13 protein-coding genes and 1 riboswitch are annotated in these 16,129 nt (G+C 74.5%); of the genes, 10 read left to right on the forward strand and 3 right to left on the reverse strand.

All coding sequences use genetic code 11. From position 1 onward, the window contains the following. Positions 1-193: 193 nt before the first annotated feature. The 4 genes from NQU55_RS23295 to NQU55_RS23310 all read left to right on the forward strand — a co-directional run bounded on the left by NQU55_RS23295 (position 194) and on the right by NQU55_RS23310 (position 5,078). On the forward strand, positions 194-1,546 hold the full coding sequence (locus tag NQU55_RS23295; RefSeq protein WP_168091547.1) for a M16 family metallopeptidase: 1,353 nt from the start codon (positions 194-196) through the stop codon (positions 1,544-1,546). Between the two features lie 35 nt (positions 1,547-1,581). Then, entirely contained in the window at positions 1,582-2,949 is a 1,368-nt protein-coding gene (locus NQU55_RS23300; protein ID WP_168091546.1) for a M16 family metallopeptidase, read from the forward strand. 215 nt (positions 2,950-3,164) lie between these two features. Next, positions 3,165-3,320, forward strand: a riboswitch (cyclic di-AMP (ydaO/yuaA leader). A gap of 13 nt (positions 3,321-3,333) precedes the next feature. Next, a complete protein-coding gene (locus tag NQU55_RS23305; RefSeq protein WP_168091544.1) occupies positions 3,334-4,143 on the forward strand; it encodes a M23 family metallopeptidase in 810 nt (269 codons plus the stop codon). A 185-nt stretch (positions 4,144-4,328) separates the two neighbouring features. Next, positions 4,329-5,078, forward strand: a complete 750-nt coding sequence (locus tag NQU55_RS23310; protein ID WP_168091543.1) for a GntR family transcriptional regulator — start codon at positions 4,329-4,331, stop codon at positions 5,076-5,078. Between the two features lie 246 nt (positions 5,079-5,324). Here the strand turns inward: NQU55_RS23310 and NQU55_RS23315 are convergent, their stop codons facing one another. After that, positions 5,325-5,606 carry an HPr family phosphocarrier protein gene (locus NQU55_RS23315; protein WP_168091542.1) on the reverse strand — a complete coding sequence of 94 codons (282 nt, stop codon included), beginning with the start codon at positions 5,604-5,606 and terminating at the stop codon, positions 5,325-5,327. Between the two features lie 107 nt (positions 5,607-5,713). On the opposite strand from NQU55_RS23315, the gene NQU55_RS23320 reads away from it, so the two are divergent. From NQU55_RS23320 to NQU55_RS23335, 4 genes are all read left to right on the forward strand, one after another. Further along, complete coding sequence (locus tag NQU55_RS23320; protein WP_168091541.1) at positions 5,714-8,524, forward strand: bifunctional acetate--CoA ligase family protein/GNAT family N-acetyltransferase; 2,811 nt, start codon at positions 5,714-5,716, stop codon at positions 8,522-8,524. Positions 8,525-8,654: 130 nt separating this feature from the next. After that, a complete protein-coding gene (locus tag NQU55_RS23325) occupies positions 8,655-9,260 on the forward strand; it encodes a DUF5998 family protein (RefSeq protein WP_168091540.1) in 606 nt (201 codons plus the stop codon). Beyond that, complete coding sequence (locus NQU55_RS23330; protein ID WP_168091539.1) at positions 9,260-10,468, forward strand: alkaline phosphatase family protein; 1,209 nt, start codon at positions 9,260-9,262, stop codon at positions 10,466-10,468. The genes NQU55_RS23325 and NQU55_RS23330 overlap by 1 nt, the downstream gene beginning before the upstream one ends. A gap of 75 nt (positions 10,469-10,543) precedes the next feature. Continuing rightward, positions 10,544-11,221 carry a thymidine kinase gene (locus NQU55_RS23335; RefSeq protein WP_168091538.1) on the forward strand — a complete coding sequence of 226 codons (678 nt, stop codon included), beginning with the start codon at positions 10,544-10,546 and terminating at the stop codon, positions 11,219-11,221. On the opposite strand, the gene NQU55_RS23340 is transcribed toward NQU55_RS23335, so the two are convergent. Next, positions 11,196-12,041, reverse strand: coding sequence for a VOC family protein (locus NQU55_RS23340; RefSeq protein ID WP_168091537.1), 846 nt, complete (start codon positions 12,039-12,041; stop codon positions 11,196-11,198). The two genes, NQU55_RS23335 and NQU55_RS23340, sit on opposite strands and share 26 nt — an antisense overlap. A 292-nt stretch (positions 12,042-12,333) precedes the next feature. Here NQU55_RS23340 and NQU55_RS23345 point away from each other — a divergent pair, with 292 nt between their 5' ends. Continuing rightward, positions 12,334-13,170, forward strand: a complete 837-nt coding sequence (locus NQU55_RS23345) for a sulfurtransferase (RefSeq protein WP_168091536.1) — start codon at positions 12,334-12,336, stop codon at positions 13,168-13,170. A 440-nt stretch (positions 13,171-13,610) separates the two neighbouring features. Here NQU55_RS23345 and sepH read toward each other — a convergent pair whose 3' ends face one another. Further along, the gene (gene sepH / locus NQU55_RS23350; RefSeq protein WP_168091535.1) at positions 13,611-14,693 is read right to left on the reverse strand and encodes a septation protein SepH; all 1,083 of its coding nucleotides are present in this window, start codon (positions 14,691-14,693) and stop codon (positions 13,611-13,613) included. A 347-nt stretch (positions 14,694-15,040) separates the two neighbouring features. On the opposite strand from sepH, the gene NQU55_RS23355 reads away from it, so the two are divergent. Next, positions 15,041-16,027 (forward strand): hypothetical protein, encoded by a 987-nt coding sequence (locus NQU55_RS23355; RefSeq protein ID WP_168091534.1) that lies wholly within the window; start codon positions 15,041-15,043, stop codon positions 16,025-16,027. Positions 16,028-16,129: the final 102 nt, after the last annotated feature.

Consider the following 16,129-nt stretch of genomic DNA (forward strand, 5'->3'; position numbering starts at 1 on the left):
AGGCAGGGTGCTGACGCGGACCATTGTGGACCGCGCCACTGACAACACCGGACACGACCCGTCCGTAAGGGGGCACCGCGCCGGGAACTTCGCCGGATGTCAGCGCGCTTGCATACAGTGACAGCACTGCTCATCACGCGAGTCATCGCGCACCGGCGCGAGATTTCAAGCGATCGAAGGGACGTACATGCCCATGGGTCACACGGCCACGCAACAGGCCGGTACCGGCGGCCTCACAGCGACCGAGCACCGCCTGGCCAACGGCCTGCGGGTGGTGCTCTCCGAAGACCACCTGACCCCGGTCGCCGCCGTCTGCCTCTGGTACGACGTCGGCTCGCGCCATGAGGTCAAGGGCCGCACAGGTCTCGCCCACCTCTTCGAGCACCTTATGTTCCAGGGCTCGGCACAGGTCAAGGGGAACGGCCATTTCGAGCTGGTTCAGGGCGCCGGCGGCTCCCTCAACGGCACCACCAGCTTCGAGCGCACCAACTACTTCGAGACCATGCCGGCGCACCAGCTGGAGCTGGCCCTGTGGCTCGAGGCCGACCGGATGGGCTCCCTGCTCACCGCCCTCGACGACGAGTCGATGGAGAACCAGCGCGACGTCGTCAAGAACGAGCGCCGCCAGCGCTACGACAACGTCCCCTACGGCACCGCCTTCGAGCGGCTGACGGCCATGGTCTTCCCGGACGGCCACCCGTACCACCACACCCCGATCGGCTCCATGGCCGACCTGGACGCGGCCTCCCTGGAGGACGCCCGCGCCTTCTTCCGCACCTACTACGCCCCGGGCAACGCCGTCCTGTCGGTCGTCGGCGACATCGACCCCGAGCAGACCCTCGCCTGGATCGAGAAGTACTTCGGCTCGATCCCCGCGCACGACGGCAAGCAGCCCCCGCGCGACGGCAGCCTGCCCGACGTCATCGGCGAGGAGCTGCGCCAGGTCGTCCGCGAGGAGGTCCCGGCCCGCGCCGTGATGGCCGCCTACCGCCTCCCGCAGGACGGCTCCCGCGAGGCCGACGCCGCCGACCTGGCCGTCACCGTCCTCGGCGGCGGGGAGTCCTCCCGCCTGCACAACCGCCTGGTCCGCCACGACCGCTCCGCCGTCGCCGCCGGCTTCGGCCTGCTGCGGCTCGCCGGCGCCCCCTCGCTGGGCTGGCTGGACGTCAAGGCGTCCGGCGGCGCCGAGGTGGCCGGCATCGAGGCCGCCGTCGACGAGGAGCTCGCCCGCTTCGCCGCCGAGGGCCCGACCCCCGCGGAGATGGAGCGCGCCCAGGCGCAGCTGGAGCGCGAGTGGCTGGACCGGCTCTCCACCGTCAGCGGCCGCGCCGACGAACTGTGCCGCTTCGCGGTGCTGTTCGGCGACCCGCAGCTCGCCCTGACCGCCGTGCAGCGCGTCCTGGACATCACGCCGGAGGAGGTGCGGCAGGTCGCCCAGGCCCGCCTGCGCCCCGACAACCGCGCCGTGCTGGTGTACGAGCCCACCGAGCCGGCCGCCCCCGCCGCCGACGAGAACGCCGAAGCAGAAGAGGAGACGGCCAAGTGAGCGACGCCCTGGCCGCTGACACCGCCCAGCCTTCCATGGACTTCCACCCTCGGCCCCGGGCCGGAACCGCGGCCCCCTGGGCCTTCCCCGCCCCCGAGCGCGGCACGCTCCCCAACGGCCTGACGGTGCTGCGCTGCCACCGCCCGGGCCAGCAGGTCGTCGCCGTCGACATCAACGTGGTGGCCCCCCTCGCCGCGGAGCCGGAGGGCCTCGACGGCGTCGCCACCATCATGGCGCGCGCCCTGTCCGAGGGCACCGACAAGCACACCGCCGAGGAGTTCACGGCCGAGCTGGAGCGCTGCGGCGCCACCCTCGACGCCCACGCCGACCACCCCGGCGTGCGCCTGTCCCTGGAGGTCCCCGCCTCCCGGCTCGGCAAGGCTCTCGGCCTCGTGGCCGACGCGCTGCGCGCCCCCGCCTTCCCCGACCACGAGGTCGAGCGCCTGGTGGGCAACCGCCTGGACGAGATCCCGCACGAGCTGGCCAACCCCGCCCGCCGGGCCGCCATGGCGCTCTCCAAGGAGCTCTTCCCGGCCGGCTCGCGGATGTCCCGCCCGCGCCAGGGCACCGAGGAGACGGTCGCCCGCATCGACGCCGCCTCCGTGCGGGCCTTCTACGAGGCCCACGTGCGTCCCGCCACGACGACCGCCGTGGTCGTCGGCGACTTCACCGGCGTCGACCTCGACGAGGCCCTCGCCGACTCCCTCGGCGCCTGGACGGGTTCCCCGGCCGAGCCGTACCCGCTCAAGCCGGTCACCGCGGACGACACCGGCCGCGTCGTCATCGTGGACCGCCCCGGCGCGGTCCAGACGCAGCTCCTCATCGGCCGCATCGGCGCCGACCGGCACGGTCAGGTCTGGCCCGCCCAGAGCGTCGGCACGTACTGCCTGGGCGGCACCCTCACCTCCCGTCTGGACCGCGTCCTGCGCGAGGAGAAGGGCTACACCTACGGGGTGCGCTCCTTCGGCCAGGTGCTGCTGTCCACCCCGGAGGGCACCGGCGCGGCCATGCTCGCCATCAGCGGCTCGGTGGACACCGCCTCCACCGGCCCCGCGCTGGAGGACCTGTGGACCGTCCTGCGCACCCTCGCCGCCGAGGGCCTGACGGACGAGGAGCGCGACTCCGCCGTGCAGAACCTCGTCGGCGTCGCCCCGCTGAAGTACGAGACGGCGGCGGCCGTCGCGGGCACCCTCGCCGACCAGGTCGAGCAGCACCTGCCGGACGACTTCCAGGCGCACCTGTACGAGCGTCTCGCCGCGACGGGCACGGTGGAGGCCACCGCCGCCGTGGTGAGCGCCTTCCCGGTCGACCGCCTGGTGACGGTGCTCGTCGGTGACGCCGCGCAGATCGAGGAGCCCGTCCGGGCCCTCGGCATCGGCGAAGTGACCGTGATCACGGGCTGAAGCCCCGGCGGGCCGGCCGCGCCGGTCGGCCCGTCAACCGGCAGGCACGCGCGCTCCTGAGGCGTGCGTGCCTGCCAAATGTCCGATTTAGCGGAGTGGTTGCACGTCTGCGTTGTGGCGTGGGCCACAAAACGGGGCTTCTGTTTGCCGATCGAAAGTGGCGGCGTCTAGCGTCAAAGCGTCTGTCCGTCAGATGTGCGTCGCATCCGCGGCCCGGGCAGACATCGCCGAGTCCCCGTACGGCGCGAGCCAGGGGAGCCGGGGACCCAAGTGTCCCTGGGGTGAATCGGGCCCCTTTCCGGAGGGATCCGTAGGAGACCTTCCTGCTCCGAACCCGTCAGCTAACCCGGTAGGCGAGAGGGAAGGAAAGGACCAGCCTCACCAATGGCGTTCACTCGTGCCACCGGGAAGCACCGCAAGCCGAGCCGCGCCGTTCGCGTCAGCGCGAACGCGGCGGGCATAGCCACCCTCGCCGCCACCGGTGTCGTCGCGGGCCTCGCCGCCCCGGCGATGGCCGCCTCTCCCGACGAGACCCAGCGCCCCACCGAGGACACCGGCCTGACCCAGGCCGTCGTCATCGGCGAGGACACGGCCGGCCGCATCGGCGAGCAGGCCCAGGTCCAGACCAGCGCCGCAGCCGAGAACACCGCCGTCCACGAGGCCGAGACCGCTGCCAAGCAGCAGGCCGCCGACGTCAAGAAGGCCGCGGACGAGGCCAAGCGCAAGGCCGAGGCCGAGCGCAAGGAGCAGGAGCGCGTCGCCCGCGAGCAGGAGCGCAAGCGCCTCAACACCTTCGTCTCGCCGATCGCCGGCTCGTACGTCTCCACGTCCTACAAGGCCTCCAGCGGCCTGTGGTCCTCCGGCAGCCACACCGGCATCGACATGCACGCCGCGACCGGCACCTCGGTCCAGGCCGTGGGCGCGGGCACCATCGTCGAGGCCGGCTACGGCGGCGCCTACGGCAACAACGTCGTCATCAAGCACAACGACGGCACCTACACGCAGTACGGCCACCTGTCGTCCATCGACGTCAGCGTCGGCCAGTCGGTCACCGCCGGCCAGCAGATCGGCCTCTCCGGCGCCACGGGCAACGTCACCGGCCCGCACCTGCACTTCGAGGCCCGCACCGGCGCCACGTACGGCACCGACATCGACCCGGTCGCGTACCTCAGCGAGCACGGCGTCAACCTCTGACGCACCCGCCCGCGCCCCGCGCGGCACATTCGCCTGATGAAGGCCCCGGCCCACCGGCCGGGGCCTTCGTCGTATCCTCGTGTTGGCCAAAACATATCGATGACTTCACGTGCGCCGTCGGAAATCGCGGGCGGCTGCAATAGAGTCGCTGAACAGGCGTCAATCGGCCGCGTTTCGCGGGGGTTATGCGGAGGTTCACCCATGCGGGGCCGTACGTGAACGGTGATGGCACAGCAAATCAGAGCGGCCGTCGCATTTCCGCGCACGCCGTGTGCACGGCGATCCGTGACGACATTGTTTCGGGCACGTTTCCGCCCGGCAGCAGGCTCACCGAAGAAGTCCTCGCGCGCCGCTACGGCGTTTCGCGCGTGCCCGTGCGCGAGGCGCTGCGCACCCTGGCCTCGGAGGGGTTCGTGACCACCCGGCGGCACGCGGGCGCCTGCGTCGCGGAGCCGACCGAGCAGGAGGCCGCCGATCTGCTGGAGGTCCGCGCCCTGCTGGAGCCGCTGGGCGCCGCGCGCGCCGCACAGCGCCGTACGGAGGCGCACCTGAAGGTGCTGCGCGGTCTGGTGCGGCTCGGCCAGGAGCGGGCCCGTGGCGGGCGTACGGGCGAGCTGCGGCCGCTCGGGGACTGGTTCGACGAGACCCTCGCCCAGGCGTCCGGCAGCCCGAGCCTCGCGGGCCTGCTCACCCAGCTCCGGCTCAAGATCGCCTGGGTGTACGCGGCGGAGCCGCCCGCGCGCCCCGTCGACACCTGGGAGGTGCTCGGCGCCCTCGTGGACGCCGTCGCCCGCGGCGACGCGGAGCGGGCCCGGGCCATCGCGGCGGCCCGTGCGGACCGGTCGCCGGGGGAATTCCGGCTGCGCCGCACCGTGCCGGCGGCCCGCGTGCGGAATACGGGCCCGGCCGTGCGAACGGTGATCTCCGGTTCCTGATCCCGGGGTTCCCGGCCCGGCTTCCCGGGGGTGTGCCCATTTACGTCCGGTGTTACCGCGGGAACCATCTCCAGCCGAACTTCCGCCAAAGGAATGCCCGGCTGTTACCGCTGGAATGCCATGGATTTCACGCGGGCGCACGCGGGGTGTGAATGGGGTGCGCGGGGTGCGGCCGGGAAAACGACAACGGGGCCGCGGCGGCCCTCAATCGGCCGCCGCGGCCCCGCCGCGCGTGATTCCGTCGAATCAGACGGTCTCCGGGAGCTCCTCGAGACCCTCGGCGACCAGCTTCGCCAGACGGTCCAGGGCGGCCTCGGCGCCCTCGGCGTCGCTGGCGAGGACGATCTCCTCGCCACCCTGGGCGCCCAGGCCCAGCACGGCCAGCATGGAGCCGGCGTTGACCGGGTTGCCGTCGGCCTTGGCGATCGTCATGGGGACGCCGGCGGCGGTCGCCGCACGGACGAAGATCGACGCAGGACGGGCGTGCAGGCCCTCGGCCCAGCCGACGTTGACGCGGCGCTCAGCCATGGTGTTGCCCTTCAAGTCGGAGAAGTTGTCTAGACCAGTGTCTCACGGTGCCCGGAGTGCTCCGGCGCAGCGCTCCCGATGTCCGTGCCCGGCCTTACGCTGGCCCCATGCAGACGACGCCGGCGCGGTCCGGGCCCGAGCACCCGTACCCCACCCACTGGGAAGCCGACGTCGTGCTGCGCGACGGAGGCACCGCGCACCTGCGCCCCATCACCCCCGACGACGCCCAGCGCCTGGTGAGCTTCTACGAGCAGGTCTCGGACGAGTCGAAGTACTACCGCTTCTTCGCCCCCTACCCCCGCCTCTCCGACCGGGACGTGCACCGCTTCACCCATCACGACTACGTCGACCGCGTCGGCCTCGCCGCCACCGTCGGCGGCGAGTTCATCGCCACCGTGCGCTACGACCGCATCGACGGCCGCGGCATGCCGGCCTCCGAGCCCGCCGACGAGGCCGAGGTCGCCTTCCTCGTGCAGGACGCCCACCAGGGCCGCGGCGTCGCCTCCGCCCTCCTGGAGCACATCGCCGCCGTGGCCCGCGAGCGCGCGATCCGGCGCTTCAGCGCCGAGGTGCTGCCCGCCAACACCAAGATGATCAAGGTGTTCACGGACGCGGGCTACACCCAGAAGCGCAGCTTCGAGGACGGCGTCGTGCGCCTCGAACTGGACCTGGAGCCCACCGACCGCTCCCTGGCCGTCCAGCGGGCCCGTGAGCAGCGCGCCGAGGCCCGTTCGGTGCAGCGGCTGCTCGCCCCCGGCTCCGTGGCCGTCATCGGCACCGGCCGCGCGCCGGGCGGCATGGGCCGGGCCGTGCTGCGCAACCTGCTGGCGGGCGGCTTCACCGGGCGGCTCCACGCCGTCAACCACGCCTTCCCCGAGGGCACCACGCGGCTCGACCCCGAGGGCGTGCCGGCCCACCGCTCCGTCCTCGGCATCGACGGGCCCGTCGACCTCGCCGTCGTGGCCGTGCCCGCCGATCAGGTGCCCTCCGTCGTCGCCGAGTGCGGCGAGCACGGCGTCCAGGGCCTCGTCGTCCTCTCCGCCGGGTACGGCGAGAGCGGCGCCGACGGGCGCGAGCGCCAGCGCGAGCTCGTGCGCCAGGCCCGCTCCTACGGGATGCGCATCATCGGTCCCAACGCCTTCGGCCTCATCAACACCGCAGGCGGCGTCCGCCTCAACGCCTCCCTGTCGCCCGAGCTGCCCGCCGCAGGCCGCATAGGCCTCTTCAGCCAGTCCGGGGCCATCGGCATCGCCCTGCTCTCCGGGCTCCACCGGCGCGCCGCCGGGCTCGTCGGCATCTCCACCTTCGTCTCCGCCGGCAACCGCGCGGACGTCTCCGGCAACGACTTCCTGCAGTACTGGCACGACGACCCGGACACCGACCTCGTGCTCATGTACCTGGAGTCCATCGGCAACCCCCGCAAGTTCACCCGCCTCGCGCGGCGCACCGCCGCCCGCAAGCCGGTCGTCGTCGTCAAGGGCGCCCGCCACGGCGGGGCCGCGCCCACCGGGCACGCCGTGCCCACCACCCGGATCCCCGACGCCACCGTCTCCGACCTGCTCCGGCAGGCCGGCGTCATCCGCGTCGACACGGTCACCGAGCTCGCCGACACCGGGCTGCTGCTGGCCTCCCAGCCGCTGCCCGCCGGGCCCCGCGTCGCCATCCTCGGCAACTCCGAGTCCCTCGCCCTGCTCACCTACGACGCCTGCCTCACGGACGGCCTGCGCCCCCAGCCCCCGTACGACCTCACCACCGCCGCCCGGCCCGCAGACTTCCGCAGGGCGCTGGCAGGCGTCCTGGCCGACGAGGAGTGCGACGCCGTCGTCGTCACCGCCATCCCGTGGGTGGGCGACGCCTCCGCGGCGGACCTGGCCCGGGCGCTGCGCGAGGCGGTCGCGGCCTCACCGGTCGCCAAGCCGGTGACCGTCGTGCACCTGGAGATCCCGGGGCTCGCCGAGGCCCTCGCGGAGCCGGCGGACGAGGACGCCGGGGGAGCGGAGGGCCCGGCGGCCTCCGCACCGGCCGTGCGGATACCGACCTACCCCGCCGCCGAGCGGGCCGTCCGGGCGCTCGCCGAGGCCGCGCGGTACGCACGCTGGCGGCGCCAGGCCGCCGAGCCGGGCCGCGTGCCCGAGTACGACGACATCGACGAGGCCGGCGCCGCCGCCGACATCGGCGTGCTGCTGGAGGCCCACGGAGCCGGCCTGGCGCCGCCGCCCGAGGGCCCGCGGGCGGTCACCCTCTCCGCCCCCGACACCCAGCGGCTCCTCGCCCGGTACGGGATCGCCGTGCTGCCCGCGCTGCCGGCGCCCGACCCCGACGGTGCGGTGCGCGCCGCGCAGCGGCTCGGCTTCCCCGTCGCCCTCAAGCCCACCGCCCCGCACCTGCGCCACCGCGCCGACCTCGGCGGCGTCCGGCTCGACCTGGGCGGCGAATCGGAACTGCGCCGCGCGTACGCCGAGTTGACCGAGCTCCTCGGCAAGCCCGAGGAGACCCGGCTCGTCGTCCAGTCCATGGCGCCGCGCGGGGTCGACACCGTCGTGCGGGCGGCCATCGACCCGGCGGCGGGGGCGGTCCTGTCCTTCGGCCTGGCCGGGGCCCCCTCCCTGCTCCTCGGCGACACGGCCCACCGGCTCGTCCCCGTCACCGACCGCGACGCCGCCGAGCAGATCCGCTCCATCCGCACCGCCCCGCTGCTCTTCGGCTGGCGCGGCACGACGCCCGTCGACACCAGGGCCCTGGAGGAGCTGCTGCTGCGCGTCTCCCGGCTGGTCGACGACCACCCCGAGGTCGTCGGCGCCGACCTGGAGCCGGTGATCGTCGCCCCCCAGGGGGTGCACGTCCTGGGCGCCACCATCCGCCTGGCCCCGGCCCCGGCCCGCACGGACCTGGGCCCGCGCAGCCTGCCGGCGGTCTGACCCCGGCCGGCCGCCGGGCCGCACCCGGCCGGGCCCGCCGTGTGACGCCCGTCCCATCCCGCCGGTCCCGGCCGGGGCCGGCGCGGGCGCATCGGGCGGTTGGGGCCCGTGGGCCCCTTAGGATGGGCTTATGGCGAAGACCGGTACGACGACCCAAGGGCTGCGCGCGGCGATCGAGCGCAGTGGCTACTACCCGGCCCTCGTGGCCGAGGCGGTGGAGGCCGCAGTGGGCGGGGAGCCGGTCGCGTCGTACCTGGTGCACCAGGAGACGACGTTCGACTCCAACGAGGTGCGCCGCCACGTCACCGTCCTCGTCCTCACCGGCACCCGGTTCATCGTCAGCCACACCGACGAGCAGGCCGCCGACGGCACCTCGCCGTCCCCGTACGCCACCACCTCCACGGAATCCGTGAAGCTGGAGCGGATCTCCTCGGTCGTGCTGAGCCGCGTCGTCGCCAACCCGGAGTCGTACACCCCCGGCACCCTGCCCCGCGAGGTCGTGCTGAACATCGGCTGGGGCGCGGTGTCCCGGATCGACCTGGAGCCCGCCGCCTGCGGCGACCCCAACTGCGACGCGGACCACGGCTACACCGGCTCCTCCACGGCCGACGACCTGAGCCTGCGCGTCAGCGAGGCGGGTGACGGCCCGGACACCGTCCGCCAGGCGCTGGCCTTCGCCCAGGCCCTCTCCGAGGCCACCGCGGCTCCTGCGGCCCCTGCGGCGACCGCCCGCTGATGTCCTCTTCCACGACGGTGGGCTCCGCCTGGCACGAGCCCGTCCCGCTCGACCCCCGCTCCGCCCCGCTGCCCCGCTACGGCGCGGGCTCGCTGGCCGACCTGCTGCCCGCGGTCGCGAGCGGCATGGGCGTCCCCGGATTCTCCACGGGCCTGGAGCTCGCCCCCGCCGACCGCGTGTGCGTCTTCCTGATCGACGGCATGGGCTGGGAGCTGCTGCGCGCCCACCCCGCCGAGGCGCCGTTCCTGCACTCGCTGATGACCGGCTCGGCCAACGGCACCGGCTCGCCCCTGACGGCCGGCTTCCCGTCCACCACGGCGACCTCCCTCGCCTCGGTGGGCACCGGGCTGCCGCCGGGCGCCCACGGCCTGCCCGGCTACACCGTCGCCGACCCGGCCACGGGGCAGCTGATGAACCAGCTGCGCTGGCGGCCCTGGACCGACCCGCACGTCTGGCAGCCGTACCCGACCGTCTTCCAGCTCGCGGACGCGGCCGGGGTGCACACCTGCCAGGTCTCCGCCCCGGACTTCCAGCACACCCCGCTGACGAAGATCGCGCTGAGCGGCGGCACCTTCCACGGCCGGCTCTCCGGCGAGGACCGGATGGACCTCGCCGCGGACCGCCTCGGCGCCGCGGACCGCTCGCTCGTCTACACGTACTACAGCGACCTCGACGGCAAGGGGCACCGCTTCGGCGTCGACTCCGACGAGTGGCGCGGCCAGTTGATGTACGTCGACCGCCTCGCGCAGCGCCTCGCCGAGCAGCTGCCGCCCCGCTCGGCGCTGTACGTCACCGCCGACCACGGCATGATCGACATCCCCTTCGACCCCGAGTCGCGCATCGACTTCGACGAGGACTGGGAGCTGCGCGCGGGCGTCGCCCTGCTCGGCGGCGAGGCCCGTGCCCGCCACGTCTACGCCGTGCCCGGCGCCGCCGCCGACGTGCTCGCGGTGTGGCGGGAGGTGCTCGGCGAGCAGATGTGGATCGCGAGCCGCGACGAGGCGATCGAGGCGGGCTGGTTCGGCCGCCCCGGCGACGGGGTGGACGGCCGCGTCCACGGCCGGATCGGCGACGTGGTCGCGGCCGCCCGCGACGACATCGCGATCGTCGCCACCGAGACCGAGCCGAACGAATCCGCGATGGTGGGGCTGCACGGCTCCATGACGCCCGTGGAGCAGCTGGTGCCGCTCCTCGAAGTGCGTGCCTGACCCCGTAAGCCCGCAGCCCCCGTACGACCGCGCGCCCCCTCAACGCCCCGACCTATGAAAGGCATTGGCTTCCCCATGCCCGAGCTGGTGTTCTTCTCCGGAACCATGGACTGCGGAAAGAGCACCCTCGCTCTGCAGATCGAGCACAACCGCTCGACCCGCGGCCTGCAAGGGATGATCTACACCCGGAACGACCGCGCCGGCGAGGGCAAGCTCTCCTCCCGGCTCGGCCTGGTCACCGACTCCGTCGAGGCGGGCGAGGGGTTCGACTTCTACGCGCACATCGTCGCCCACCTCTCGGCGGGCGGCCGCGCCGACTACGTCATCGCCGACGAGGCGCAGTTCCTGGAGCCGGACCAGATCGACCAGCTCGCCCGGATCGTGGACGACCTCGAACTCGACGTCTTCGCCTTCGGCATCACCACCGACTTCCGCACCAAGCTCTTCCCCGGCTCCCAGCGCCTGGTCGAACTCGCCGACCGCATCGAGGTGCTGCAGGTCGAGGCGCTGTGCTGGTGCGGTGCGCGGGCCACGCACAACGCCCGTACGGTGGGCGGGCAGATGGTCGTCGAGGGTGCCCAGGTGGTCGTCGGCGACGTCAACCAGCCCGAGACCGTGGTCGGTTACGAGGTGCTGTGCCGGCGCCACCACCGCCGCCGGCTGACCTCCGCCGCGGCGCGCGCCGCCGCCCTCTCTCCCGACGTGCTGCCCGTCGACCCCGCCCCCGTCAACGGGACGCCCGCAGCAGGGTGAAGACCGCCCCCTCCGGGTCGGTGACGGTGGCCATGCGGCCGGCCGGCGCCTCGTGCGGCGGGTCCAGCACCCGCCCGCCCAGCTCCACCACCCGCAGGGCCGCGGCATCGGTGTCCGCGACCTCGAAGTACGTCATCCAGTGCGGGCCCCGCTCGCGCGGCAGCGCCGCGCCGACGCCCCGGATCGCGGCGACCGGACGGCCGTCGAGCTGCAGCGTGAGGTGGTCCCCGGGGTCGGGGTCCGCGGGGGAGTCCACCGGGGAGCGGGACGAGCGGGCGGCGTCGGCCGGCTTGACGTCGTAGCCGAACAGAGCCCGGTAGAAGCCGGCGACCGCCGACGCCCGGCGGGTCACCAGCTCGTGCCAGGCGGGCGTGCCAGGCACGCCGGTCAGCTGGGCGCCGGTCAGCTTCTGGCCCTGCCACACGCCGAAGGGCGCCCCTGCCGGGTCGCTGGCGAGCACCAGCCGCCCCGCGTCCTCCGCGGACAGCGGGCCCACCCCCACCGTGCCGCCGGAGCAGCGGATCCACTCCGCGGCCTCGTCGGCGTCGTCACTGGCGAGATAGGTGGTCCAGGCGGTCGGCAGCCGGCGGCCGGGCGTGAGCTCCCCGAGGCCGGCCACGTCGCGGCCGTCGATCGTGGCGCGCACGTAGGGGCCCAGCCGGCGCGGCCCGGGGCTGTAGAAGGCCCAGCCGAACAGAGCGCCGTAGAAGTCCTGGATCGCCTCCAGGTCGTGCGCCAGGAGACTCGTCCAGCACGGGCTGCCCGGCGCCTGCCGGATCTCCCCCGCTCCTGGCCGTGGGGAGCCCCAAACCTCGGTCATGTCACTCTCTCCTCGGACCATCGTGGTGGCCGCGCGACCCGCGCCGGGCCGCGGCGCGCGGGGGTGGTACGGGACGGGGCACGACCAGATGGTTGCACCACCTGCCGCCACGCGCCCCCCGGCCGCGCCGGGATTCCCGGGTTCCCGCAGGAGAATGCCCGGAATCGCGGGGGCAGTACCGTTCCGGCGCCCGAGCGCGCCCCGGCGAACGCGGCGCCCAGTATCGATCAGCTGTGCGCCACCTCGCCAGAGGCCCGTTCGGCGCACGCCGGACTACGTCAGGATGGGGGCCATGAATGCCATCATCTCCGCAGTCGAACTCATGGACGCCTCGGCCGGCGGGCAGCCGCCCGTCCTGCTGGACGTCCGCTATCAGCTCGGCGGCCCGCCCGGCCGGCCGGAGTACGAGGCGGGGCACATCCCCGGCGCGGTCTACGTGGACCTGGAGGGCGAGCTCGCCGGCCCCCCGGGGAAGCGGGGCAGGCATCCGCTGCCCGGGCTCGGCGAGTTCGGCGCGGCGATGCGCAGGGCGGGCGTCCGCTCCGGCGGGGACGTCGTCGTCTACGACGGGGGACAGGGCTGGGCGGCCGCGCGGGCCTGGTGGATGCTGCGCTGGGCCGGGCATCCGTCCGTGCGCGTCCTGGACGGGGGCCTGGCGGCCTGGCGGGCGCAGGGCGGGGAGGTCACGGCCGGGCGGACGCCCGTGCGCGAGGGGGACTTCGTGCCGGCGCCGGGGGCGCTGCCGCTGCTCGACGCGGACGGTGCGGCGGCGCTGGCCCGCCGCGGGCTGCTGCTGGACGCCCGGGCGGGAGAGCGCTACCGGGGCGAGACCGAGCCGATCGACGCGGTGGCAGGGCACATCCCGGGCGCGGTCTCGGCGCCGACGACGGAGAACGTGGCGGCGGACGGGCGGCTGCGGCCCGCGGCCGAACTGGCCGCCCGCTTCGGCGCCCTGGGCGCGGTGGACGGCGCCGAGGTGGGCGTCTACTGCGGCTCCGGCGTCTCCGCCGCGCACCAGCTCCTCGCGCTGGCCGTGGCGGGCGTCCCGGCGGCCCTGTACGTGGGTTCGTGGAGCGAGTGGTCCTCGGACCCCTCGCGCCCGGTGGCCACGGGCCCGCAGCCGGGCTGAGATCGCGGACCGGTCTGCGGGGCGGCCCTGCGGGCGGCTCATCGGCCGGCCCGTGGAGCGGGCCCCGGAGCGACCGGCCGGGTGGGTCGCCCCCTGGGGCGGGCGGGCCCGCTGGTCTGCAGTCCCTCCCGTCGAGCGGTTCGCTTCCCGCCGCGAGGGCGGGAAGCCCTCACGGCGCGGTCCGGCGGTGCCGAGCCGACCGCGTACGGGGCGGAGGGACGGTGCCCGGGGCGGGACGGCACCGCCGGAGAGCACCGTCGTGGCCGAGCGCCACGGCGGCCGGCGCGGATGACCGCGCGCTTCCATCGGGCTCGCCCCCCATGGGCGGCCCGGCGGATCGTCCGCCGCCCGGTCGCCGGACCGGGGGCGGCCCGGCGCGCGCTGCCGTCGACGCCCCCGGCCGGAGCCGGGGGACTGACGGGTGGTCACTGGCGTGGCGGTTACTCCTGTTTCTTGCGGCGGGTGCCGAAGACGATCTCGTCCCAGCTGGGGACCGCCGCGCGGCGGCCGGGCCGGACCCCGTCGGCCTCGGCCTGACGGTCCGTCGTGCCGACCAGCCGGTCGCGGTGGCCGGCCACGGACCGCGGCATGAGGACGTCCGCGTACGCGGCGCCCGCGCTCGCGGCCGGCGCCGGGGGCTCGACCGCCTCCGGCTCGTCGGACGGCTCGTCACCTGCCGGTGCGGCCGAGGGCGTTTCGGGGACGACCATGTCGCCGCGGAAGCTGGGGACCGCTTCGAGCAGGCTCGTCAGCGAATCCCGCTCCTTGGCGGGCGGTTCCTCGGAGGGCTCGGCGTCCGCCTCGGACGAGGACGGGCCGGAGGACGCGGCCTGCTGCCGGTCCAGCGACCGGTCGAGGGGCCTGTCCCGCGGCAGACGGGCGATCCGGGGCACGAAGGGGAAGCTCGGCTCGGGCGTGTCGTCGGTCTCGCCGATGAGCGCGCGGGCCTCGTCGTCCATCGCTTGAACGATCCGCCTGGGCGGGTCGTACGACCAGCTCGCCGCGCGGGGCTCACCTGCCGCCCGGTAGACGAGCAGGACCTCCCACGTGCCGTCGTCCCGGCGCCAGGAGTCCCACTGCGCGGTGTCCTTCTCGGCCCCGCGCAGTATGAGCCGCTCGGCCACGGCCTCGCCGAGGAGCGGGCCGGTGTTCTCGCCGGGGCGGCGCACCGCCGTCTTGCGGGCGCGCTCGGCCATGAACGCGCGCTCGGCCAGGACCGGGCCCTCGAACCGGCGCACCCGCTCCACGGGGATGCCCGCGAGCTGCGCCACTTCCTCCGCGGAGGCTCCCGCACGTATGCGCGCCTGGATGTCGCGGGGGCGGAGATGGCTCTCCACCTCGATCTCGATCTGCCCCAGACGAGCACGGTCGTTGCGCACGGCGGCGCGCAGCCGTTCGTCGATGGGAAGGGTGTACTCCGTGCTGTCCGCAGCCTTGAGCACCAGCCGTGTGCCGTCGTTGGAGACGGCCACGACACGCAGTTCGGGCATGGGGACCTCCCGGGTGGTGCCTGCCGACGTCACGTGCGTCGCTGCTTCCGCTAGTCGAGTGTGGCCTGCCCGGGTGCAGCCTGCCACAACATTGCCGAGTTGACGGGGGTGAGAGCCGGTGGGGCCCCGCCCGTTGGGTCCAGGCAGCCGGACGGGACACCGGGGCCAGGGCTCGTCACAGTACTCCATTCGGGCCACTGGGGGTGGAATGGCGCGCCATCGAAGTTCACGCGGGAGAAGGGAGTTGATCGTACCTATCGCGCGCGAAGGCGGACGCACGGGTGTCGAGGTTCACAGAATCGCCGGAATCGGAACTGTTCGTTACGCTCGAATGTCTCTTCTACCTGCAAGACGGAGCCAAAGCTACACAGAGGCAGGAGATGGACGACAAAGGCGAAAGTGAGGCAAAACAGAAGGGCAAGCGTCTGGAGCTGAGCCTCGCGCAGGTCGCCGGCAGCGCCCTCGCGGCGGTCGTCGCCGCGCTGCTCGCGGGCAAGCTCGGGGTGTACGGCACGGTCATCGGCGCCGGCGTCGTCAGTGTCGTGGCCACGTCGGGCGGCACGGTCTTCCAGCACGTGTTCAAGCGGACCGGCGAACAGCTCCGCGAGGCGACCACGCAGGCGGCGAAGCCGAAACTGCGCCAGGTGCCCGTGCGGGACGCGGGCCGGGCCGTCGGCCGCGCCGCGGCCGGCGACGAGGCGACGCGGCCGTTGCACACGGCGTCACGGTCGCCGGAGTCCGGAGGCGCATACGCGGGCGCGCATCCTGGAGCGCGCGCCGATGAACACTCCTTTGCCTACACGGACACGTACACCCCCGCCACGACGCACGGCACCCGTGTGCGCGGCTGGAAGGGCCCGCTCATCGCCGCCGGCGCGGTCTTCGTCCTCGCGATGGGCACCGTCACCGCGGTCGAGCTGGTCAAGGGGTCGAGCGCGGACGGTGGTAAGGGGACCACGTTCAGCCGGATCATCGACGGCGGGAAGCCGCAGGAGAAGCAGGACCCGGCGCCCGAGCGGTCCCCGGACCCGGAGCGCTCGCACGACGGCGGCGAGGAGCGCGGCACCGGAGGCGGCTCCGGCCCCTCGCCCGACCCGGACGCCTCCCGTCAGGGCGGCGGCACGGGCAAGCAGTCGCCGGATCCGTCGACGTCGCCCTCCTCCGGAGGCTCGACGCCCAGCACCAAGCCGGACCCGACGCCCGACCCCTCGGCCTCTCAGGGCGGCGGCACGGGCGGGGACGACAAGGGCGGCGGCAGCACGGGCGGGCAGGGCGGCTCGGGGGGCGGGGCGTCGCCCAAGCCGCCGACGCAGGGGCAGAACGCTGCCGCGGGTACGGGTGCGGCGACGCCGGGCACCGTCTCGTAGACCCGCGCTCCGCCCGGCCGGGCCCGGTGCCCCGCCGGATGCTGCCGGTCGGCCGCCGGTCGGTGATGGCTGGTCGCGCAGTTCCCCGCGCCCCTTACGGGG

Source organism: Streptomyces telluris (assembly GCF_024519335.1).
Classification (GTDB): Bacteria; Actinomycetota; Actinomycetes; order Streptomycetales; family Streptomycetaceae; genus Streptomyces; species Streptomyces telluris.